The sequence below is a fragment of the Kitasatospora sp. NPDC127060 genome (assembly GCF_042724935.1).
Classification (GTDB): Bacteria; Actinomycetota; Actinomycetes; order Streptomycetales; family Streptomycetaceae; genus Kitasatospora.
Window position 1 is genome coordinate 18,158 of sequence record NZ_JBHXEG010000020.1, and the last position, 20,871, is coordinate 39,028.

Genomic DNA, 20,871 nt, shown 5'->3' on the forward strand with positions numbered 1-20,871 from the left:
CGACCGCCGTGTCCGGGTTCGCACCCGTGGTCTGCAACCCGGCGACGCCATTGGTCTCCCGCCACAGCTGGAACACCGCACCCGCCAACGGCTGCCCACTCGCGGAGTCGACCTTGGTGACCGCGGTGGAGCCGGTCGGCGCGACGGTCTGGGTGTCCTGGACGGTCACCGCAACGTTCTGCCCGCCGGTGTCCAGCACCACGGTGGTCACGTTCAGGTCGGGCAGCTCATAGCCGTTGGGCGCGGAGACCTCCTGCCAGTAGTACGTCCCCAGCGGCAGGCCGTCGGCCGAGCAGACGCCCGAGGCGGGCGTGGTGCAGGGCGAACCGACCGCCGTGTCCGGGTTCGCACCCGTGGTCTGCAACCCGGCGACGCCATTGGTCTCCCGCCACAGCTGGAACACCGCACCCGCCAACGGCTGCGAGCTCGCCGAGTCGACCTTGGTGACGGTCGTTCCGGCGGTGGGAGCCGCCGTCGCGGTGTCGGCGACGGTGACCGCGGCGTTCTGCCCGTTGGTGTTCAGCACCACCTCGGTCACGTTGAGCCCCGGCAGGTCGTGCCCGGGCGGGGCCGCGGTCTCCTGCCAGTAGTAGGTGCCCAGCGGCAGGTCGGTCGCCGAGCAGACGCCCGAGGCGGGCGTGGTGCAGGGCGAACCGACCGCCGTGTCCGGGTTCGCACCCGTGGTCTGCAACCCGGCGACGCCGTTGGTCTCCCGCCACAGCTGGAACACCGCACCCGCCAGCGGCTGCGAGCTCGCCGAGTCGACCTTGGTCACGCTGGTCGACGCGGTCTCGACCACCGGGGACTTGGTGTCGGCGACGGTCACCGGGACGCTCTGCCCGCCGGTGTCCAGCACCACCGTCGCCACCGGCTGCTGCGGCAGGTCGTACCCGGGAGGGGCCGCCGTCTCCTGCCAGTAGTACGTCCCCAGCGGGAGGTCACCCACCGAGCAGACCCCGTCCGCCCCGGTGGTGCAGGGGGCACCGACCTTGGTGTCCGGGTCGGCGCCCGTGGTCTGCAGCCCGGCGACGCCGTTGGTCTCCCGCCACAGCTGGAACACCGCACCCGCCAACGGCTGCGAGCTCGCCGAGTCGACCTTGGTCACGCTGGTCGACGCGGTCGGGGCCGGCGGGTTGCCGCAGTCGGGGAGGTCGCCGTTGAAGGGGTAGGCGTGGAACTCGGTGCCGGTCATGCCGGAGCCGGAGTTGTGCAGCAGCGAACCGGTGGTGAAGAACCGTCCGTTCAGGCCGGGCAGGTTCATCGTGCTGGTGCTGGCCGGGTTGCCGACCAGCACGCTGCCCTGGAACTGCCCGGAGCCGGTGAGGGTCACGGTCGTCGCGGTCGGGAAGTTCCACAGCAGGCGCGAACGCAGCTGGTTCCACTGGTCGTTGTCGTCGAAGCTGCCGCTGTAGGTGTTGATGGTGCGGGCGCCGCCGACCAGGTTGACCAGCACCGTCGCGTTCGCGGGGATGCCGGCGAACGCCACGCCCTGGGTGGCGCCGCCGTTGCCGGCGAGGTCGAAGTCGACGTTGAAGACCTGCAGCGCGGAGCTGCCGTCGCCGGTGAACAGGGTCTGGAAGCCCTGGTTGACGGCCCTCCCGGTGGCCGGGCGGGGCGTGCCGACCCCGGCGTAGCACTCGCTCGCCGTCTGGAGCTGACCGCGCAGCGGCGTGTAGGCGGCCACCGCCTGGGCGTCCTGGACCTTCGTCCCGATGATGGTGCCGGTGGCGGTGCCCGCGTAGCGGACCACGCCGCCGTCCGCCAGCAGCCGCTGGCCCGGGGCGACGGTGACGTTGCCGCCGACGGTGAGGAAGTCCGCGCCGTCCGGCGGGGGCACCCGCGAGCCGACGCCGACGATGCCCACGTTGTAGACGGAGCTGACGCCGGCCGCCTTGTTCTGGGAGAAGTTGCCGAGGGTCACCACGTGTCCCTCGGCCTCGGCGGCCGAGCCGCCCACGTTGAAGTCGCCGCCGACGAAGATGTTCACCCCGGCGTCACGGCCCGCGAAGGGGCCGTTGTTGACCGGGGGGAACGTCGCCGGACAGTCCGCGCCCAAACAGGGCCCGAGACCTCCCGGCAGACCGGCTGCCGAGGCCGGCGTCGCGGCGACGAGTGACATGGCGAACGGGACGAGCGTCAGGGCGACGGCCGAACTCATCGCCTTGCCTAGTCGGCGTCTCCAGGTGACGGCTGCTGCCGTCGCTCCGTGGCTGGGCTTCACCTCGGTCCTCTCATGACGTGAACACGATGGGGCCCTGGAAGTCTTCTGGCACGGGCCCCGGGTGTCCGCGACGCGCACGGGGTGTCGCCCCGACGCCGGGCGTACTACACCCGATCGGCAGCACCCGGCGCGCGCTCCGGCCCTCCGGATGCGGGCACCGGACCAAACACGGATGCTGGCGACGAGGCGTGCCCGGCCCAAGGAAGGACTCTGCCCGCATGAGTGAACGAAGTGAGCGAATCATCGAGAGGTGCGTGTTGCGCGAAGCGCTCGCCGAGCGAAGCGAGGTGGGCACATGAGTGAACGAAGTGAGCGAATCATCGAGAGGTGCGTGTTGCGCGAAGCGCTCGCCGAGCGAAGCGAGGTGGGCGCATGAGTGCCCTCGACTTCGAGATCATCGACGCCCCCGACAGCTCGCTCAACAAGACCGCCGTCCTGGTCACCGGCCCGAACGACGCCATGCTGGTGGACGCCGGGTTCACCCGCTCCGACGGGCGCCGACTGGTCGAGCGGGTCCGGGCCACCGGCAAGCGGCTGACCACCGTGTTCGTCAGCCACGGAGACCCGGACTTCTACTTCGGCGCCCAGGAGGTCCAGGACGCCTTCCCCCGGGCTCGGTTCCTGGCCACCGCCCCCACCGTCGAGCACATCCAGGAGACCTTCGAGTCCAAGCTGCGCGCCTGGTCGCACCTGGGTCCCGAACTGCCCACCCGGCTGGTCCGGCCCGAGGTGCTGCCCGGAGACGAGATCGTCTTCGAGGGCCACCGCTTCGAGCTGCGCGGCGCCGACTTCCACCTGCCCGACCGCCACTACCTGTGGCAGCACCACCACCGCGCGGTACTCGGCGGGGTACTGCTCTTCGAGGGCCTCCACGTGTGGACGGCCGACACCCCGACGGCCGCCCAGCGGGCCGCCTGGATCGACCTGTTGGACGGCATGGAGGCGCTGCGCCCGACCTGGGTGGCGGCCGGCCACCGGGTCGCCGACGCACCCACCGACCTCAACGCCATCGACCACACCCGCGCCTACCTGCGCGCCTTCGAGACCGAACTGGGCCGGACGGCCGACGCGGCCGCCGCCAAGGAGGCACTGGAACGACGCTTCCCGGAGCTCGGGCTGCGGATCGCGGTCGACCTCGGCACCAAGGTCGCCAAGGGCGAGATGGCCTGGGGGTGAGCGCACGATGATCGAGATCCCCAGGGACGTCGCCGGCTTCGCCGAGTCCGCCGCCCCCGCCGACGTGGTGCGCCGCCAGTACCTGGCCTCCGCCCGGGGCGACCTGGCCGCGCTGCGCACCACCCTCGCCGACGACGTCGAGTGGACCGAGATGGCGGGCTTCCCGCTGGCCGGCACCTACCGCACCCCGAAGGGCGTCACCACCCACGTCATGGAGCGCCTCGCCGCCGAGTGGGAGGACTGGACGACCCACGACGACACCTACGTGGTGGACGGCGAGAACGTGGTGGTCCTGGCCCGCTACACGGCCGTCCACAAGGCCACCGGCAGACCGCTCGCGGTCCGGGTCGCCCACCACTTCGTGGTGCGCGGCGGTCGGATCGTCCGCTTCGAGCAGTTCACCGACACCGCGCTGGTCAGGGACGCGATGACCGGGTGAACCGGGTGAACCGGGCCGCCGCGCCGACCGCCCCGTTCACTCGAACGGGCGAGCATGGCGCGGCGCGCCCGGCGCGGTCTCGACACACCACCCGGACGGCGGGAGGCTGGCCCCGGTCCTCAACGGATCCTTCCACCGGTCATTCCACGGGGCTTCCCCACGGATCTTCCACGGAGTACGAGGAGTTGGGCATGGCGGGCAGCGAGCGGCCGATGGTGATCGTCGGGGCCTCCCTGGGCGGTGCCAAGGCGGCCGAGGCACTGCGCGGCGCCGGGTACCGGGGCGGCATCGTGCTGATCGGCGAGGAGCACGAGCGCCCGTACGAGCGCCCGCCACTGTCCAAGGGCTACCTGCTCGGCAAGGAGGGCCGGGAGAAGATCTACGTCCACCCGCCGCAGTGGTACGCCGAGCACGACGTCACCCTGCGGCTCGGCATGGCGGTGACCTCCGTCGACCCGGCCGCCCGCACCGTCACGCTCGCCGATGACGGCGAAGTCGCCTACGGCAAGCTCCTGTTGACCACCGGCTCGGTGCCGCGCCGGCTGCCGGTGCCGGGCGCCGACCAGGCCGGCGTGCTCTACCTGCGCCGGGTCGAGGACAGCGACCGGATCAAGTCCGCACTGCGCCCCGGCGCCCGGATCGCGGTGATCGGCGCCGGCTGGATCGGCCTGGAGGTGGCGGCAGCGGCCCGTACCGCCGGCGCCGAGGTGACCGTCCTGGAGTCGCTGGAGCTGCCGCTGCTGCGGGTGCTCGGCCGGGAGGTCGCCCAGGTCTTCGCCGACCTGCATCGCGACCACGGCGTGGACCTGCGCTTCGGGGTGGAGGTCGCCGAACTGACCGGCGCCGACGGCACGGTGAGCGGCGTACGGCTCGGCGACGGCACCGAGCTGGCCGCCGACACCGTGGTGGTCGGCATCGGCATCTCCCCCGCCACCGCCCTGGCCGAGGCCGCCGGGCTGGAGGTCGACAACGGCATCAAGACCGACCAGCACCTGCGCACCTCCGACCCCCACGTCTACGCGGCCGGCGACGCCGCCAACGCCTACCACCCGCTGTTCGGCCGGCACATCCGGGTCGAACACTGGGCCAACGCCCTCAACCAGCCGCAGACCGCCGCCCGCGCCATGCTCGGACAGCCGGACGCCGTCTACGACCGGGTGCCGTACTTCTTCTCGGACCAGTACGACCTCGGCCTGGAGTACGTCGGCTACGTCGAACCCGGCGGCTACGACCGGGTCGTGTTCCGAGGGGACGTGAAGGCCAATGAGTTCATCGCGTTCTGGCTCAAGGACGGCCGGGTCCTCGCCGGCATGAACATGAACATCTGGGACGTCACCGATCCGATCCGTGAACTGATCGTCTCCAAGCGCGTGGTGGACGCCGACCGCCTGGCCAACCCGAACATCCCCCTCGGCGACGTCTGAGACACGGCAAGAGCCCTGGTCGACGAGCAGCCAACCGAACACCGCCGAGGGCCGCACACGAACGGGCCGGCTCAGCGGTCAGGGCTCCATCCGCCGGGCGACCACGCCCTCGACGAAACCAGTCGCACCTGGGTCAGCCTCTCCGCCAGGGTCATGGCCGCCCTGCACCGCCGAGCGGATCGCCAGATGGCGGCACACCCCGACGGACGTTTGGAAGGCCTCGTCTTCACCCGTCCCGATGGCGAGCCCCTTCGCCCCCAGTGGGTCCTCGACCAGCTCCGCAAGCGCAGCGCCGAACTCGCCCTGCCCGGGATCGGTCTGAACGAAAGGTGCGGGCGGCATCGGGGTAGCGCCGGTGGACGGTGGCGGCCACGTACGGGATGCCCGGGGCGCGTTGGAGGGAGAGCGGCATCGCGTCAGGGAGCATGGCGAGCCGGGCCGTGTCGCTGGGCGGTGGGTCGGGCGGTTCCTCGGGGAAGGCGAGGCGCCCGTGGGCGGCGAAGACCGCCTGACCGTGCCGACGGGAAGACCGCAGTCGGTGCCGACAACCCGGGCGATCGCCCCGGTGGTGGCCATGCCGGCGCCCTGGGCGGCCAGTTGGGCTTCCAGGCGGCGGCCCAGCTCGATCGTGCGGCCGGGGTCGTCGGTCGCGCGAGGTGTCGACGTAGGCACAGGTGTAGGGGCCCTGCCGCGCGTACAGCGGGCCGAGGAAGGAGAGTTGCGTGATCGACTTCCTGGACCGGCCTAGAGTCCCTGGTCGAGCAGGAGTTCGTGGGCGAGGCGGGCGGCGCGGGCCGGGCGTTCGGAATCGGGTTCCTGGTCGGGGATCTCCTCCATGCCCTGGACGAGGGCGCGGATCGCTTGGCCGAGGGCCCGGACCTGGGCTTCCAGCAGCTCGATGCGTTCGACGGCGCTCTCGACGTCCCGGCCGGTCGGGTGGAGCGCTACGTCGGGTGGCTCGACGGATTTGCCGGTTTTCATCGTGGGGCTCCTCGTGGGTGGTGGGGCTATGCGGCGGGTGTGATCAGGCCGTAGTGGCCGTCGTAGCGGTGGTAGAGGACGTTGCCCCGGCCGGTGGACTCGTCGGCGAAGAAGACGAACGGCTGATCGAAGGCGTCGATGCGCCGCCGAGCGGCCGCAGGGTCCATCCGGGGTGCGGGGGTGGGGCTAACGGTCAACGGCACGGCGACGGTGCCGAGTCGGGCGGGGTCGGGATGGATCTGGGCGAGCCGGTAGCCGGTGGGTGCGGTGCGGTAAAGGACGCTGTCCTCACCCGTGTTGATCTCGGTGAACAGGTGGAAGCCGTAGTCCATGGTGTCCATCTCGAAGGCTGCCTCGTCGACGCTTTCGCGAGCCAGGGAGAAGGACTTGTGCCGAACGATCTCCCGCTCCTGCGGCGGGCGGGGGAAGTAGTCAGGCCGGTGGGCGGGTTCGTCGCCATGGCGCCACCCGTGCCCGCCGGCCTGCGGCGCGCCGCCGCGCCCGGCCTCCTGGTGCGCGCGCAGCCGGGCCAGTCGCCGTCCGAGGCGCTCGCGCAGCAGGTCGATCGCCTCGGACGCGGTCTCGGCCGCCACGTGCGCCCGGACGGCGCGGCCGTTGACGTCGAGGTTGGCCTGGGCGAGGAACGGGCGCTCGGCGGCGGGGTTGTGCATCCGGGTGAGGCGGATGCGGACGGACAGGACGGGCTCGCGGACCTGGTCGAGGAGGGTGAGCACCTTGTTGCGGGCGAGGTCCGCCGTTCCGGGCGGCAGGTCGCCCTGGGCTTCGAGCTCGACTTCGGGGGTCTGGCTGGGCACTGGTTCGATGGTCATCGGATTTCCTCCGTTCACGGCCGCGGTGGCGGGGGTGTCAGGTGTAGCGGGTCAGGCCGCCGATCCCCTGCGCCGGCGCGCCTGGCGCGCCGGGTGGAAGGACGCGGACGTCCACGCCGGAGAGCAGTGCGGACCGCACCGCGGTGTCCGCGAGGTCCGCTCGCACCATCGGGCCGCGGTCCGGGGGCACGGAGGCGGGCTGGTCGGCGATGTGGGTGGGGCCGGGGCCGAACCAGGCGGTGCGGCGGCCGGCGAGGGTGTCGGTGATCAGCAGGGTGCGCAGCGCTCCGTCCGCGAGCGCGCGCATGGTCGCGTAGACGCCCTCGACGGTGTGGCCGCGCGGCGAGCGCTCGTCGTCGAGGCGGCGCAGCAGGGCTGCGGTTTCCTCGCGCCCGGCGCGGCAGGTCTCCGTCTCGACCTGGGCCATGCGGTGCGGCCAGGCGCCGTCCGGGCTGCGGCTGCCGCTGACCGGGCGGATGCAGACGTCGCGGCGGACCCGGGCGGGCAAGTGCTTGGTGAGGTACTGCCGGGCGCGGACGTCGCCGGCCAGCATCAGCACGTGGGCGTCGACCTCGGCCAGGGCCGTGCCGAGTGCTTCGGCGACCTTGACGGCGTTGTGCTCCCAGGAGTCCTCGGCCCGGTGCTGGTAGCGCATCTGGGACATCCCGCCGGGCTGGTTGCGCTCGATCTCGTCGTCCGGGCCGGCGATGCTGCGGCGGGCTCCTTCGGTGGCGCCGTCCGGGTACAGGCGCAGGTCCGCCCCGGTGCGGTCGACGACGGCGACCACGTGCGCCGGGTGGTCCTGGCGCCAGGCGAGCAGGGGCAGCAGATGCGGCAGGGGTGCCCGCAGGCCCAGGTCCCGCTGTTCGCAGCCGGGCAGGACGGCCGAGTGCACCACTTCTCCGCCCGCGGCGAAGGCGGCGAGCACGCCGGAGCCGGGCTGGGAGGACAGGAAGCGCCGGGTCAGGGCGTCCAGCTCGTCGGCCCGGGCTCCCTGGCCCGCGAGGCCGCGGCACAGTCCCTGCCAGCGTTCCTCGGCGTCAAGGCCCATCTCCGGGCGCGGATCGAGGTCGAAGTAGACCGACAGAATCGGGCCGGGTGCGGCGAGCAGCGCTCGCAGGACCTGCGTGTCGGTCTCTGTTCCGGTAGTCATGCCAGTCCTCCTCGAATCGGTCCGCCCGCGACTGTGGGGACCACGACGACGGGGCAGGGCGCGTGTTCCACGCAGTGCCGGCTCACCGACCCCAGCAGTGCCCTCTCGAAGCCGCCGTATCCGCGGCTGCCCACGACCAGAAGGTCGGCTCCGCGGGCTTGCTCCAGCAGCACCTCGGCGGCGTTGCCCCGGATAGCGCGCTGCCGGATCTCCACGGGTGGCTCGGGGCCCACGACCTCTTCGACGGTCCGGGCCGGCGCATTCCGCGCGGAGCGGTCGATCTGCGGATCGGCCGTAGTCCTGGCCCAGGCGGTGATCGTCGGGTACGTCCAGGCCGTCACCGCGTCGACCACCGCGCCGGTCAGCCGGGCCTGCTCGACAGCCCACCGCAGCGCCGGCCGGGAGACCGCCGAACCGTCCACCCCCACCACGACACGGCGCGCCCTCCGGTCCTCACCGGCCGTGGTGGACCTCGTTGCCTTTCCCACAGCACCACCGTGCCCCGCCCGCCCGCCCGGTCCAAGGTCCGGTCGCCTCGAAGGGGCGGGCCACCCGGCCCTACCGCGCCCGGGAACGTGACGCCGGGGCCCGATCCCCGGCGGTCCAGCCTGGCTCCGGAGGCTCGGAGCCACCGCGCCCGTGGGGTCGCGTGCCGATGTCGGCCGCCGAGCGGGGCCAGCTTCGGGGTACTGCCACTGTCCGTGAATCCGCTGGCCAGAGAGGGGAGTCGGTGTTGGACGGGCGGGTCACCGATCGCGGTCGCGCGGTCGGCGCAGCAGCATGGAATGGAGAAGCACGACCGAGGAGGATGCGAGACGGCCGGGGGGCTCCGTCACCTGATTCGGGCAGTTCCGGGCGTCGATCTGATTCGGGCAGTTCCGGGCGTAGATCGCGGTCGTCCGTCCCGCCCGCGGTCCCGTCGTCGTCAGTGCCACCCGGGCGGGAGGCCGCGTCCGGGTGAATCGGCGCCCGCGGACCGTCTGGAGGGAGAGCAGGCCATGCAACACCGCGCCGTGCAGGACGTGATGACCCGGGACGTCGTCGTCGCCCACCGGGAGACCACGTTCAAGGAGATCGTCGGGCTGTTCCACCGCAACGACATCAGCGCCGTGCCGGTCGTCGACGACCAGGACCGTCTGGTCGGCATCGTGTCCGAGGCCGACCTGATCCGCAAGGAAGCCGGACTGCTGGAGGAAGACCACCCGGTGCTGCGCTGGCTCCACCCGCACGAGCGCTACCGCGCCGAGGCGGAGATCGCCGAGGAGATGATGACCAGCCCGGTCGTCACCGCACGCGCAGGCTGGACCCTGGCCGAGGCCGCCCGGGTGATGCACCGCAAGAAGCTCAAGCGGCTGCCCGTGGTGGACGCGGAAGGCCGATTGACCGGCATCGTCAGCCGCAGCGACCTCCTACGGCCGTTCCTGCAGGACGACGCCTCGATCCTTGAGGAGATCACCCACGACGTCCTGCTCAACGCGCTGTGGCTGCCGGCGGACGCCGTCGCGGTCACCGTCGATGACGGCGTCGTCACGTTGACCGGCACGGTCGCGCGCAAGAGCCTCATCCCCGTCATCGAAGGCATGTGCCGCTCGCTGGACGGAGTGGTCGCCGTCCGCCAAACACTCGGCTTCGACATCGACGACACCCGCACCGACACCACCAAGTCCACGGAGCGCGGCACCGTCGGCCCGCCCCCGGCACCCCACCACTGAGTGACCCCGTCCGAACGACCCCGCGGCCGGGAGGCACCACGGTCGTCCCGGACTTCTACTGGAGCTGACAGCTGCCGCCGAACGATGGGACGTCCAGCCGTGGGATCCGCCGCCACCGCCGTCGCCCGGCCGAAGACGCTCTTCGACCGCACTGCCGAATGGGACGCACTCGTCGCGTTCGCGAACGATCCCCGGCCCGGGCCCGCCATCGGCATGGTGACCGGGCCCCGCGGGCAGGGGAAGAGCTTCCTCCTCCAGGAGCTGGCCCGGGCCACCGGCGGCTTCTACTTCCAAGCCCAGGAGGCCGTGGAGACGGAATCCCTGCGCCGACTGGCCGACCACCTCTGCCGACACACCGGTGAAGGCCCGCCGCCCCGCTGGCAGAACTGGAAGGACGCGCTGGAGGCCGTGCTGGCCCTGGGCGCGAACCGGCCCGTTCCGATCGTCCTCGACGGATTCCCGGAACTCGTACGGCAGAGCCCCGCGCTACCGGTCGCCGCCCATTCCGTCTGCCGCGCCCTCCGCGACGGTGACGGACCGAACCGGGCCAGGGTGCTGCTGTGCGGCAGCGCCATGCCGGTGATGAACCGGTTGGTCGACAGCGCGGGAGCGACGGCCGATCTCCAAGTGGAGGTCCCGCGTCTCGACTACCGGCACGGCGCGCGGCTGTGGGACGTCGAGGATCCTCTCCTCGCCCTGCGTGTGCACGCCGTCGTCGGCTCCAGCCCTGCCTTCCGGCGCGACGCGGCGGGCGAGGACACCCCCCGGCGCCCGGACGACTTCGACTCCTGGGTGTGCCGGACCGTCCTCAACCCCCGGCTGCCCCTGTTCTGGCGGGCGGGCCACCTGGTCGAACGCGAGCCGGACGGCTGGGACCGGGCCCTGTGCCACTCCACCGTGGCCGCCCTCGCCGACGGATGCACCACCACCGGTGCCGTCGCCCGCCGGCTGGAACGCCCCGCGACCGACGTGCCGCACGTGCTGGCACTGCTCGGCGACTGCGGCCTCGTGGAGAGCACGCCCGATGCCCTGCGCCCCGGCGTCACGCACTACCGCATCGCCGAACCGCTGCTCGCCTTCGACCACGCCGTCATCCGGCCGCACCGCGGCGAACTCGAACGGCAGGAGGCCGCCCGGGTGTGGCGTGCCGTCCGGCCCGCCTTCGAGTCGTCCGTCCTGGAACAGCGGTTCGCCCAGGTGTGCCGTGACTGGGCGCTCCGGTTCGCGGCCGACGACACCTTCGGCGGCGCCCCGGCCACGGCCTCGGCCGGCTCCGTCCCGGCGGCCCCCGGGCAGGGACCGCTCGGTGCCGACGTGGTGGTCCGCGGTGAGGCACGAGGCCGCCCGGGGACGCTGCTCTCGGTCGGGCTGGCGCGCTGGAACGAGGTGCTGGACCTGCACCACCTCCACGAGGTCCAGCAGGTCGTGGCCGCACTCGCCGCCCGCGGCGAGAACGTCAGCCGTGCGCGGCCCGCCCTCTACGGCGCGGCCGGCTTCAGCCCCCGCCTGCGCGCCGCCGAAGCCCACGGCGAGCTCGTCCTCGTCGACCCCCACCGCCTCTATCGCGGAGCCTAGACCGGGCCGGTGTCCCCGGTCGGCACAGCGTCCGAACCGTGCCCGCACCTGGCCCCGCTGGTGTCGCCGCCACGAACTCCCCACGCCCCCACCCGCCGCCGACCGGACGGCTTCCGCCGTGACCGCTGGGGCGCGGCGTGGAACCGGGCCGAACCCCTCCGGCTGGGCCGGCTCCCGAACCGGCCCAGCCCCTGCAAGACACACGGAAGGCCATCACCATGCCCAAGGAGATCACCGTCGGCCTCGACGGTTCGCCCGAGAGCCTGGCCGCCGCCCACTGGGCCGCCCGCGAGGCGCAACTGCGGGACCTGCCGCTGCGCCTGCTGCACCTGTGGATCCTGCCGCCCATGACCGCACAGCGGATCCCTCGCGAGGACGAACAGGCCGTCGCGGCCGAGCGCCTCCTGCAGGACGCGGAGGCCGACCTGCGAGCGCAGTACCCCGACGTGCCCATCACCACCCAGCTCCTGCCCGCCGACACCCCCGCCGCTCTCCTTCCGGCCGCGCCCGACGCCGAGCTGCTGGTACTTGGTTCGCAGGGGCTCGGTGCCGTGCGCGGTTACCTCCTCGGCTCGCTCGCCCTGCACACCGTCGCCCAGTCGGACCGACCCGTCGTCCTGGTGCGAGCCCACGAGCAGCCGATCGCAACGATGACCCCGGCCGCGCAGTCCGGAGCCATCGCCGTCGGCGTCAGCCTCCGCGAGGGGTACGCCGGCGCTCTGGACTTCGCTTTCGACGCCGCCAGCCGGCAGGCCACTCCCCTGCTCGCCGTCCACGCCGCGAACCTGCTCCCGTCCTTGATCACCCACGAGCACCCGCCGGAGAAGACCGTGCGGGAGACGGACCGGCAGGCACTGGCCACAGCGCTACTGCCGTGGCGCGAGCGTCATCCCGACGTCCATGTCGTGGAGCACGTCAGCCCCGAGAACCCCGCCCGCGCCATCGTGGACATCGCTGTCGGGGCGAGGCTCCTCGTGGTCGGGCGCGGCGGCTACCGCACCGGCCCGGCGGCCCGGATCGGCCCCGTCGCCCACGCCGCCATCCACCACGCCGCCTGCCCCGTCGCCGTCGTCCCCCACGGCTGACCCGGCATCCACACCGGCCCGGCACCCGATGGCAGCGGTTGCCGACAGGCCGGACCTCAGCACACTTCGCTCTCCTGGGTTGCCCGCCCGTTCTTCCGCAACAGCGGGCCAGGCCTTGCTGCAGCAGGCCGCCGGACGGACCGACTGCCCACAGAGCCGCCGCCCATCAGCGGCGGAAGAGAACAACGAAAGGGGGGCTCTGTCCGCATCTCGCGGAACACGATTGCACGGTGCGCGACCGAACCAGCGCCGCTACTCCGTGTCTCAACCCGGAGTCCCTCTTCCATTTATATGATCCCCGTTTCCGGCATCCGGAAAACCCCGCCCCGCCGCCCCGGGCGGGTGGGCCGGTCGGCCCACGAAGGTCGGGGCGTTCAGCCGCTGCCAGCGCCGGAACCACCTGACAGGCTGGTCGAGTAAAGGACTCGCCGGGAGGTGGCGGCCGTGATCGCAGCACTGATCAGGAAGCTGGGCCGACTCGCGGCAGGCGCGACCCGGGCCGCGGCCCGGCGGCTCGGGCAGCCGCTGCGGCGACCGGCCCCCGCGCCCGAACCGCGGTCCTCCGCCGGTGGCCTCCCCGCCACTGCAGACGCCGCAGCGGTGAGCCGGGACGACATGGAGCGGTTGCTCGCCGCCGCTCTGCTGGCCGGACTGATCGCACCCGCGGAGTACCGGGAGTCGATGACCGTCCTGGCCCGCGCGGACGACGCCAGCCGACCGCTCGACGCGCCGCTGTGGTGAGGCCGCGCCGACGGCCATCACAGCCGGGAACCCGCGGGAGGACGCGATGACCAACCCACGGATCCTGTCGGGCACGGCCCATCCCGCGCTCGGCGACGCCGTCTCGGAGGCACTCGGCACCGAGCCGGTCGAGTGCGAGGTGGAACGCTTTCCCGACCGCGAGTTGCGGCCCGTCGTCGGCCATGTCCGCGGCGAGGACGTGTACGTCGTCCAGCCGACCGGTCCCGACGTGAACGAGCACCTGATCGAAATCATGCTGCTCCTCGACGCGTGCCGCCGCGCAGGCGCGCGCCGGGTCACCGCCGTCGTCCCGTACTTCGGCTACGCCCGCCAGGACCGCCGCGTCCGGGCCGGGCAGTCGGTCGGTGCCCGTGTGGCGCTCGACGCCCTGGCGGCCGCCGGTGCCGACCGGCTGGTCGTCGTCGACCCGCACACCCCGGCCCTCGAAGCGATGAGCAGCGTCCCCGTCGAGACGCTCAGCGCGGTGCCGCTGCTCGCCGCCGCACTGGCCGAGCACACACCCGCAGCCGCCGTGGTGGTCTCACCCGACCTCGGCGCCGTCAAACTCGCCGAACACTACGGCGAGTTGCTCGGTCTGCCGGTCGCCGTCGTCCGCAAGACCCGCTTGTCCGGCAGCAAGGTACGGGCCGAGGAACTGGCCGGCGATGTCGCCGGCCGACCCACGGTGATCGTCGACGACATGATCAGCACCGGCGGCACCGTCAGGGCCGCCGTCAAGATCCTGCTGGCCCGGGGCGCGGCACCGGACATCACCGTTGCCGCCACTCACCCCCTGCTCGTGGAGCGCGCACTCGACCGGCTCGCCCGGCTTCCGATCAGCCGCCTCGTGGTCGCCGACACCGTTCCCCCGCCCCGCGTCTCCACGCTTCCCCACCGCGTACGCGCCGTGGCGCCGCTGCTCGCCGAAGCCATCGCTCTGATGCACGGCGGCGAGCCGTTGGACACGCTTCTGATGCGTGGCTGACGCACGTCGCCCAACCCGCCGATCCACGGCCACCCCCGTGTCCACCTCGGGTGCCCCCCGCTCCCAGCGGCGCCCGGGGCACCGGGCAGGATGCGGCCGCCCCTTTCCCGGACTCGGACCGCCTCCAGTTTCTTCCGGCTGATCGCCGGCAGCTGATCCGGCAACCGGGGCCGCCTATCCGCCGCGGTGCCACCGTCAGCCCTTGACCACGCCCAGCGGCACCAGGCGGGCGACAAGCCTGGCGAGCCCCGCGCCCTCGGTGGCGGTGGTGACGGCGTCGACGTCCTTGTACGCCTCGGGCGCCTCCTCCGCGAGCCCGCGCCACGAGGACGGGCGCACCGCGATGCCGCTCGCCTCCAGCTGGTCGCGGAGCCGTTCGCCGCGCACCATGTGCAGCGCGTGGTGGCGGCTCCACACGCGCCCTGCGCCGTGGCAGGCGGAGTGGAAGGCGTCGTTGCCGGGCAGGCCGGCCATCACGTACGAGGCGGTGCCCATCGTGCCGGGGACCAGTACCGGTTGGCCAACGTCGGCGAGGTCCGCAGGCAGGCTCGGGTCGCCGGGCGGCAGGGCGCGGGTGGCGCCCTTGCGGTGGACGCACAGCAGTCGTTCGACGCTGTCCACCTCGTGCGTTTCGAGTTTGGCGGTGTTGTGGGAGATGTCGTAGACCAGTTCCAGGCCCGCCCCGGTGGCTGTGGCGAAGGCGCGGCGGGTGGCCTCGGTGAGCAGTTGCCGGTTGGCGCGGGCGTAGTTGGCGGCTGCGGCCATCGCGCCGAGGTAGTCGCGGCCGGGCGGGGAGTCCACGGGTGTGCAGGCGAGCTGCTGGTCGGGGACGACGATCCGGTAGCGGTGCATCGAGCGGTCCATGGTGCGGACGTGGTCGGTGCAGACCTGGTGGCCCAGGCCCCGCGAGCCGCAGTGGATCATGGCGCAGACCTGGCCGGTGTGCAGCCCGAAGGCGGCGGCGACGTCGGGGGCGTACAGGTGGTCGACGGTTTGTACTTCAAAGGAAGTGGTTGCCGCTGCCGAGGCTGCCGACCTGGTGGAGGCCGCGTTCCACGGCCCGCCGGCTGACCTGTCCGGGGGCGGCGCCGTCCAGGACGCCGTAGTCCTCGCAGCGGTCCAGGTCGCGCGGCACGCCGTGGCCGTGCTCCACCGCGTACCGGGCGCCGCCGACCAAGAGGTCGTCCATCTCCTCGGTGCCCGACAGCTTCCACAGGCCGCCGTGCCCCATGCCGCGCGGGATGGTGGTGTCCAGGATGTCCATCAGCCGCGTCATCCGGTGGTGGCCGAGTGCCTCGCGGTCGATGCCGGCTGCCAGCAGGCGCACGCCGCAGGAGATGTCGAACCCGACGCCGCCCGGTGAGACAACCCCGCCGTGGGCGACATCGGTGGCAGCCACCCCGCCGATCGGGAAGCCGTAGCCCCAGTGCACGTCCGGCATGGCGAAGGAGGCGCGGACGAGCCCGGGCAGGGTCGCCACATTGGCCACCTGCTCCAGCGCCTTGTCGCCCGCCGCCTGCGGCAGCAGCTCCCTGGACGCGAACACCACCCCGGGTACCCGCATCTGGTCCCTCTGCTCGATACGGAAGCGGTAGGGGCTCTCCTCGACAAGCGTGATCTCCACGTCACTCATCTCCAGTCGACCGTCAGCCGCCCGGCCCGCTCGCCCACGTCGGTGCCGAACTCGGCGCAGGCGGCGGTGAACCGCCCGCGAATCCACTCCCACTCCTCGCCGCGAGCGAGGCGGGTGTGGCAGAAATCGAGGAACAGGGGCAGCGCCTCCAGCCGGACCGGGGCCAGATGTGCGGGATCGAACCCGTCGAAAGTGACCAGGAACAGCAGCCCCAGGTCGTTGCGCACCGCCGGGTGGACGGCGTAGTCGTCGACGAAGTCGCCCATGTCGTAGACGATCCGGTCGGCGACCCCGTGGAAGACATGGGCGGAGTGCCCTGCCACCAGCGTCGCACCGGCCGCCAGCAACTGTGGGGCCGCCGCGAGCACGTGCGCCGGCGGCCGCGAGGTCATGTTGGGGCCCCAGTGCGGGGTGACCAGCACCACGTCGGCCTCCCGCACGGCCCGGGCCACCAGCGCGGTGAGCCACTCGGGTACGCCTCTGTGAAGGTCGGCCCAGGCCACCCCCGGACGCTGCCCGCCGGCCGCGTAGTCCTCCGGGTGGTCCGTGACACCGACCACCGCCAGCCGCGCCCCGCCTGCTTCCAGCACCGCGAACTCCCGTGCCGCCAGAGCGTCCCGGCCTGCGCCCACCGTGCGGACGCCTTCGCGCTCCAGCAGGCCTCGGGTGTCGACGAGGGCGTCGTAGCCGTAGTCCAGGGCGTGGTTGTTGGCCAGGGTCACGCAGTCCACGCCCAGGTCGGCGAGCACGTCAGCGGCGGCGGGAGGGGCGCGGAAGAAGAACGGCTTGTACGGGTTCGGCCAGCGGTTCCCCCGGTCGGAGATGCAGCACTCCAGGTTGAGCACGACGAGGTCGGCTTCCGCGAGTGCCTGCCGCACCTCGTCGGCGAACAGTGCCTGCGGCGTCGGCGAGCGACGCAGCTGCTCGGCCACGCCGCGTCCGAGCATCGTGTCACCGGCCAGTGCCACCGTGAGCGTCATTCTTCCGCCCCGTTTCCCCATCGTGTTCAGACATCGAGCGTCACCTGGCAGGTCCAGCCCTCGCGGCCGCCGGTCAGGTGGAGGCCGTGCAGCGAGACGGCTTTGGGCACCGCCCCGATCTGTTCGGCGGTGTCGGCGTTCGCCATCGTGAAGCGGACCGACACGGCCCGGCCGGCCCCTGTGTCACGAATCGTGTCCACCTCCGTATCGAGGGGGATCTCGCCGTCGACGTCCATCCGGTAGATGACCTCCTCCAGGACGGACGCCAGCAGATCCTCGTCGCTGTCGGCCGTGACTGTGCACACGCGCTCCCCGGCCGGCCGGGCCGCGGAGGTGTCGGCGAAGCCCTCGACCACCGCGTGCACCGCCTCGCGGATGCAGCCCTCCGCCGATGGCGACCACGCCTCCAGCCGCAGGTCCGCGGTGTGCGCCACGGCCCGATGACCGCTCTGTGACCCTCGCTGCCCGGTCACCGGCGACAACTCCCTCGTGCCCGTCTGTGGCCGAAGCCGCTCACCCTTCCAGGCTCATCCCTCGCACCGCTGTGGGCAATCCGTGCCAGGTACCGCAGGCGGACACGGCCACGAAGGCGCTTGGCAGGCCTTACCCTCCCCGTCGGACACGCGCCAGGTGCCCGACGGCCGGCCCGATCCGACCGGACGGCGGCATTCCGCTCCTCGGCCACGCCGCCTCGCTCAGCTGGGGAGCCGCTTGGACCAGCGGGGTTCGACCTGGCTCCACTCCGCGTCCCACTGGGCGTAGCGACGGTGGTCCAGCATGCGGACCGAGCCCTTCCAGACAGCCAGGCACAGAAGCGAAACGGTTCCAGCGGCCACGGTCGCGGTCGTCCATCCGGCCGCAGCGGCCTGACTCCGGGGAATGGGCGCGGAGGTGGCCGTGTCATTGCGGTCGACCCACACGGGGACGGGGGTGCCGGCCGGTTCTCCGGGCCGCACCTGGACTGTGGCGGTACGGGTGGTGCCGTCCGATGCCGTCCACGCGGCGGTGGCCGGGACCGTGCCGTAGTCGTTGTTCGACGGGACGGGGGCGGCAGCGGTCAGGTGCGCGGTGACGGTGTGCCGTGCCGCGGACTGGACCTGTCGCATCTGCAGTTGTGCGTGGTAGGTCAGCAGGCCGGCGCTGGCTGCGGCCGCGGGTAGGCCGACGACCATGATGGCGAGCAGTATGCGGGCGAGCCACCACTGGATGCGGTCCGAGGTTCGCCGTACCGGGTTGTGCCGGTTCGGGTGCGTGGACATGGTGTCCGCCTCCCACCGTTCCTGAGGTGTCGGCTGGGCTGTCTTCCATCCTTGCCTCCGGACCCGTGCCGGTCAGGGTCCGGGCGGCCCCATTCGGACTGTCGAGCGGCCCTGAACGGACGGGCGAGGGTGAGGGCGGGGCCCGGTCCTGTGCCCGACCGCGTCGTTGGACCCGCTGTCTCCGCCTGTGGACGAACGCGCAACCGGTGGAGTAGGTCGCGTCGGCGGCGGTGAACAGCGCCATCGCGGCCACCTCTCCGGGGGTACCGTAGCGGGGTATGGGCTGGGCGGCGGCGACGCCCTCGTCCGTTCCGGCGGTCATGGGTGTGCGGATCGGTCCGGGGTGGATCGAGCAGACCCGGACGTGGTCGGCGGCCAGTTCCAGCGCGGCGGTCCTGGTCAGGCCCCGCAGGCCCCAGTTGCTGGCGGTGTAGGCCCCCAGCGCGGCGTAGCCCATCAGTCCTGCGGTCGAGGAGACGTTGATGACGACTCCGCCGCCCGCACGGCGCAGGGACGGCACGGTGGTGTGCAGGCCCAGCCAGGCACCGTAGAGGTTGACGTCCAGGACGTGGCGGAATGCGGCGGGCTGCTGGTCGGCAGCCGGGCGATGGCGGCACCGATGCCGCGTGCTCCTCCGGTGATGATCGCGTTCTTGTCTGCCAGCCGGGTCACGCCCTTGTCCTTACCGTCCGTAGGGCAGTGTCTCGGCGATCCGGGCCTGGGACACCATGCCCGATCACTTCGGGTGGGTGGCCGCCGAGTGCGGTCGGGGCATGCCGCGTGTCACGGCGGCGGCGATGTCGAGGTGGCTGTCGTCCGAGGTGTGGTGGAGCGTGTGGTGGACGGCCACGACCCCGTCGACGCCCCGGCACAGGCGCTCGATGACGGGGACGAGGCTCGTGCGAGCAGGTCGGCGATCTCCTTGAAGGCGGTGTCGGGGTGTGCGACGACCACTTCCCGGGACATCACGTCCTGGACGGTGCGGCGCATGGCTGCCACTCTTCGCGGACGGCTTCGGCTGCCTCAGTCGTGGGGAATGACGGCGAGCGGGCAGGGCGCGTGGTGGATGGCGGCCTGGGTGACTGGACCGATCCTGGGCGCGAGGGGGGTGCGGTACCCGCCGCGACCCACCACGAGCAGCCGTGCCCCGGCAGCGGCATCAATGACGGCCCGGGCCGGGCTCTCGTGACTGAGCCGCTCCACGACGTCCACGGCCGGGAACTTCTCCCGCCAGGGGCGCAGCGTCGCAGTCAGTTCGTGACGGTCGGTCTGCTGAACGGCCTCGTCGGGCGGGCCCTGCCAGACGGTCAGGGACGGGCGGCGGCTGGTGGCATGCACGGCCAGCAGCGAGGTGCGCTGCCGGTCGGCGGCGTCGAAGGCCGATTCCAGGACACCGTCGTAGCCGGAGCGCCCGCTCACTGCGACGGCGACCGGCCCGGACTGCGCGGCCGGGGTCATGGTGCCGTCCGCGCCGTCGTAGGCACGGACGAGCACGACCGGGTGCTCGGAGCGGGCGACGGTGTACAGGGCGAGCGAGCCGATCAGGTAGCCGACACCGGTGCCGATGCCCTGGGAACCGAGAACCAGCAGTTCCGCGTCGCCCGCGGCGGACAGCACGGCGGCGGGAGTGACGGCGGGCAGCAACTCGGTGGTGAAGGGAACGTCCGGGTAGTGCTCGCGCAGCTCGCTCTCCGCATCCCGGAGAATGCGCTGTCCCACGGCTGTCCGCACGTCCCCGCTCGGGACCTGCGGTACCGCGGCGGGGCTGACCAGCCACAGGTGCAACAGCCTTACGGGCAGTCCGCGTAGTTGAGCCTCCCGCGCCGCCCATCGGGCGGCCGACAGGCTTTCGGGCGAGCCGTCGAGGCCCACGGTGATCTCCGACCGCATGCCAATTCGCCTCCTCCTACACAACGCCCGAGCCGACGAGGCAGTGCGGCAGGCGGCTGGGCCGGCCGCCTGCCCGCGCTGACCAGGACGTCAGTCGGTCTGCTTCTCATCGTGGCCCCGCGGAACCGTCCCGACATGGGCCGGTGGGCCCAAACCAGGACGGAGGTGGACCTTGCCCAGGCCAGGTTCCGAGTCGGCGAGGTCGCCCGGCCCGGGCAGCCCGCCCCACGGTCACTGACACGCCGGTTCAAGCGGGCGACTCGCCCGGCACGACGACGACGGGAACGTGGGCGTGGTGGACGACCTCGGTGCTGGTGGAGCCGAGGGCGAGGCGGCCCCAGGCGCCGGCACCGCGGGTGCCGACCACGAGCAGGCCCGCGTCCTGGCTCGCGTCCAGCAGGACCTGGGCGGGGCGTCCGCGCTCGCAGTGGACCTCGACCTCGACGAACGGCTCACCGACCTGCCGGCGCAGTTCCTCGACGGAGTCCGTCACCTCGCGGGCGACGACGTCGTGCAGGTGGGTCGGCAGTGCGCCGCTCGTGCGGGGCCACGAGGGCGTGCCCAGGTCCGAGGGGTCGGCGCGGCCGGAGCCGTAGGCGCGCACGGCCCGTACGGGAACGCCGCGCACCTGCGCCTCCCGCAGGGCGAAGAGCACCGCCCGGTGGGCGGGCTCCGAGCCGTCCGTGCCGACCACGACCGGTCCCGCAGGCCCCGGTCCGGAAGTGCTGCTCACAGGATCCTCCCACGCGTGCGCCTCGACTGTGCGGGCGGCGGCTCCGCGGATCCG

General features: G+C 72.7%; 20 protein-coding genes and 1 pseudogene. 8 read left to right on the top strand and 13 right to left on the bottom strand.

The annotated features are described in order from the left end of the window. A partial coding sequence (locus tag ACFWIS_RS14125) for a SpaA isopeptide-forming pilin-related protein (protein ID WP_380452679.1) occupies window positions 1-1,987 on the bottom strand: 1,987 nt, incomplete at its 3' end. Between the two features lie 606 nt (window positions 1,988-2,593). Between ACFWIS_RS14125 and ACFWIS_RS14130 the strand changes: the two genes are divergently transcribed. The 3 genes from ACFWIS_RS14130 to ACFWIS_RS14140 all read left to right on the top strand — a co-directional run bounded on the left by ACFWIS_RS14130 (window position 2,594) and on the right by ACFWIS_RS14140 (window position 5,260). Beyond that, window positions 2,594-3,397 (top strand): MBL fold metallo-hydrolase, encoded by an 804-nt coding sequence (locus tag ACFWIS_RS14130; protein ID WP_380452681.1) that lies wholly within the window; start codon window positions 2,594-2,596, stop codon window positions 3,395-3,397. Window positions 3,398-3,404: 7 nt separating this feature from the next. Then, window positions 3,405-3,836 (top strand): nuclear transport factor 2 family protein, encoded by a 432-nt coding sequence (locus ACFWIS_RS14135; protein ID WP_380452683.1) that lies wholly within the window; start codon window positions 3,405-3,407, stop codon window positions 3,834-3,836. A 191-nt stretch (window positions 3,837-4,027) separates the two neighbouring features. Beyond that, window positions 4,028-5,260, top strand: coding sequence for an NAD(P)/FAD-dependent oxidoreductase (locus ACFWIS_RS14140; protein WP_380452685.1), 1,233 nt, complete (start codon window positions 4,028-4,030; stop codon window positions 5,258-5,260). A gap of 744 nt (window positions 5,261-6,004) precedes the next feature. On the opposite strand, the gene ACFWIS_RS14145 is transcribed toward ACFWIS_RS14140, so the two are convergent. From ACFWIS_RS14145 to ACFWIS_RS14160, 4 genes are read right to left on the bottom strand one after another with little or no spacing between them, the layout of a single operon-like run. After that, a complete protein-coding gene (locus ACFWIS_RS14145) occupies window positions 6,005-6,241 on the bottom strand; it encodes a hypothetical protein (protein WP_380452687.1) in 237 nt (78 codons plus the stop codon). Between the two features lie 26 nt (window positions 6,242-6,267). After that, window positions 6,268-7,071 carry a sigma 54 modulation/S30EA ribosomal C-terminal domain-containing protein gene (locus ACFWIS_RS14150; RefSeq protein ID WP_380452689.1) on the bottom strand — a complete coding sequence of 268 codons (804 nt, stop codon included), beginning with the start codon at window positions 7,069-7,071 and terminating at the stop codon, window positions 6,268-6,270. A 37-nt stretch (window positions 7,072-7,108) separates the two neighbouring features. Next, the gene (locus tag ACFWIS_RS14155) at window positions 7,109-8,224 is read right to left on the bottom strand and encodes a Vms1/Ankzf1 family peptidyl-tRNA hydrolase (protein WP_380452691.1); all 1,116 of its coding nucleotides are present in this window, start codon (window positions 8,222-8,224) and stop codon (window positions 7,109-7,111) included. After that, window positions 8,221-8,646 (bottom strand): universal stress protein, encoded by a 426-nt coding sequence (locus ACFWIS_RS14160; protein ID WP_380452693.1) that lies wholly within the window; start codon window positions 8,644-8,646, stop codon window positions 8,221-8,223. Before ACFWIS_RS14160 ends, ACFWIS_RS14155 begins: the two co-directional genes overlap by 4 nt. 576 nt (window positions 8,647-9,222) lie before the next feature. Between ACFWIS_RS14160 and ACFWIS_RS14165 the strand changes: the two genes are divergently transcribed. The 5 genes from ACFWIS_RS14165 to ACFWIS_RS14185 all read left to right on the top strand — a co-directional run bounded on the left by ACFWIS_RS14165 (window position 9,223) and on the right by ACFWIS_RS14185 (window position 14,322). Next, window positions 9,223-9,936: a CBS domain-containing protein gene (locus ACFWIS_RS14165; protein WP_380452695.1), complete on the top strand. Its 714-nt coding sequence runs from the start codon at window positions 9,223-9,225 to the stop codon at window positions 9,934-9,936. A gap of 99 nt (window positions 9,937-10,035) precedes the next feature. Further along, complete coding sequence (locus tag ACFWIS_RS14170; protein WP_380452697.1) at window positions 10,036-11,511, top strand: ATP-binding protein; 1,476 nt, start codon at window positions 10,036-10,038, stop codon at window positions 11,509-11,511. Window positions 11,512-11,729: 218 nt separating this feature from the next. Further along, window positions 11,730-12,596 carry a universal stress protein gene (locus ACFWIS_RS14175; RefSeq protein ID WP_380452699.1) on the top strand — a complete coding sequence of 289 codons (867 nt, stop codon included), beginning with the start codon at window positions 11,730-11,732 and terminating at the stop codon, window positions 12,594-12,596. Window positions 12,597-13,040: 444 nt separating this feature from the next. Beyond that, a complete protein-coding gene (locus tag ACFWIS_RS14180; protein ID WP_380452701.1) occupies window positions 13,041-13,337 on the top strand; it encodes a hypothetical protein in 297 nt (98 codons plus the stop codon). Window positions 13,338-13,383: 46 nt separating this feature from the next. Beyond that, window positions 13,384-14,322 (top strand): ribose-phosphate diphosphokinase, encoded by a 939-nt coding sequence (locus ACFWIS_RS14185; protein ID WP_380452703.1) that lies wholly within the window; start codon window positions 13,384-13,386, stop codon window positions 14,320-14,322. 195 nt (window positions 14,323-14,517) lie between these two features. On the opposite strand, the gene ACFWIS_RS14190 is transcribed toward ACFWIS_RS14185, so the two are convergent. From ACFWIS_RS14190 to ACFWIS_RS14225, 8 genes and pseudogenes are all read right to left on the bottom strand, one after another. Next, complete coding sequence (locus ACFWIS_RS14190) at window positions 14,518-15,303, bottom strand: RtcB family protein (RefSeq protein ID WP_380452820.1); 786 nt, start codon at window positions 15,301-15,303, stop codon at window positions 14,518-14,520. A 19-nt stretch (window positions 15,304-15,322) separates the two neighbouring features. After that, on the bottom strand, window positions 15,323-15,946 hold the full coding sequence (locus ACFWIS_RS14195) for an RtcB family protein (RefSeq protein WP_380452705.1): 624 nt from the start codon (window positions 15,944-15,946) through the stop codon (window positions 15,323-15,325). 5 nt (window positions 15,947-15,951) lie between these two features. Further along, complete coding sequence (locus ACFWIS_RS14200) at window positions 15,952-16,935, bottom strand: CapA family protein (protein WP_380452707.1); 984 nt, start codon at window positions 16,933-16,935, stop codon at window positions 15,952-15,954. Between the two features lie 26 nt (window positions 16,936-16,961). Beyond that, the gene (locus tag ACFWIS_RS14205; protein WP_380452709.1) at window positions 16,962-17,369 is read right to left on the bottom strand and encodes an archease; all 408 of its coding nucleotides are present in this window, start codon (window positions 17,367-17,369) and stop codon (window positions 16,962-16,964) included. A gap of 261 nt (window positions 17,370-17,630) precedes the next feature. Then, the gene (locus tag ACFWIS_RS14210; RefSeq protein WP_380452711.1) at window positions 17,631-18,194 is read right to left on the bottom strand and encodes a hypothetical protein; all 564 of its coding nucleotides are present in this window, start codon (window positions 18,192-18,194) and stop codon (window positions 17,631-17,633) included. Between the two features lie 208 nt (window positions 18,195-18,402). Continuing rightward, window positions 18,403-18,792, bottom strand: a pseudogene (locus tag ACFWIS_RS14215) (SDR family NAD(P)-dependent oxidoreductase); the annotation flags it as partial. Window positions 18,793-19,217: 425 nt separating this feature from the next. Continuing rightward, window positions 19,218-20,084 carry a universal stress protein gene (locus tag ACFWIS_RS14220; RefSeq protein ID WP_380452713.1) on the bottom strand — a complete coding sequence of 289 codons (867 nt, stop codon included), beginning with the start codon at window positions 20,082-20,084 and terminating at the stop codon, window positions 19,218-19,220. Between the two features lie 247 nt (window positions 20,085-20,331). Further along, window positions 20,332-20,817 (bottom strand): universal stress protein, encoded by a 486-nt coding sequence (locus tag ACFWIS_RS14225; protein ID WP_380452715.1) that lies wholly within the window; start codon window positions 20,815-20,817, stop codon window positions 20,332-20,334. Window positions 20,818-20,871: the final 54 nt, after the last annotated feature.

Coding starts and splice junctions, on each gene's coding strand:
- ACFWIS_RS14220 (WP_380452713.1), bottom strand. CDS start 20,084: ATGCGGTCGGAGATCACCGTGGGCCTCGACGGCTCGCCCGAAAGCCTG.
- ACFWIS_RS14155 (WP_380452691.1), bottom strand. CDS start 8,224: ATGACTACCGGAACAGAGACCGACACGCAGGTCCTGCGAGCGCTGCTC.
- ACFWIS_RS14130 (WP_380452681.1), top strand. CDS start 2,594: ATGAGTGCCCTCGACTTCGAGATCATCGACGCCCCCGACAGCTCGCTC.
- ACFWIS_RS14165 (WP_380452695.1), top strand. CDS start 9,223: ATGCAACACCGCGCCGTGCAGGACGTGATGACCCGGGACGTCGTCGTC.
- ACFWIS_RS14175 (WP_380452699.1), top strand. CDS start 11,730: ATGCCCAAGGAGATCACCGTCGGCCTCGACGGTTCGCCCGAGAGCCTG.
- ACFWIS_RS14150 (WP_380452689.1), bottom strand. CDS start 7,071: ATGACCATCGAACCAGTGCCCAGCCAGACCCCCGAAGTCGAGCTCGAA.
- ACFWIS_RS14185 (WP_380452703.1), top strand. CDS start 13,384: ATGACCAACCCACGGATCCTGTCGGGCACGGCCCATCCCGCGCTCGGC.
- ACFWIS_RS14135 (WP_380452683.1), top strand. CDS start 3,405: ATGATCGAGATCCCCAGGGACGTCGCCGGCTTCGCCGAGTCCGCCGCC.
- ACFWIS_RS14145 (WP_380452687.1), bottom strand. CDS start 6,241: ATGAAAACCGGCAAATCCGTCGAGCCACCCGACGTAGCGCTCCACCCG.
- ACFWIS_RS14210 (WP_380452711.1), bottom strand. CDS start 18,194: ATGTCCACGCACCCGAACCGGCACAACCCGGTACGGCGAACCTCGGAC.
- ACFWIS_RS14140 (WP_380452685.1), top strand. CDS start 4,028: ATGGCGGGCAGCGAGCGGCCGATGGTGATCGTCGGGGCCTCCCTGGGC.
- ACFWIS_RS14200 (WP_380452707.1), bottom strand. CDS start 16,935: ATGACGCTCACGGTGGCACTGGCCGGTGACACGATGCTCGGACGCGGC.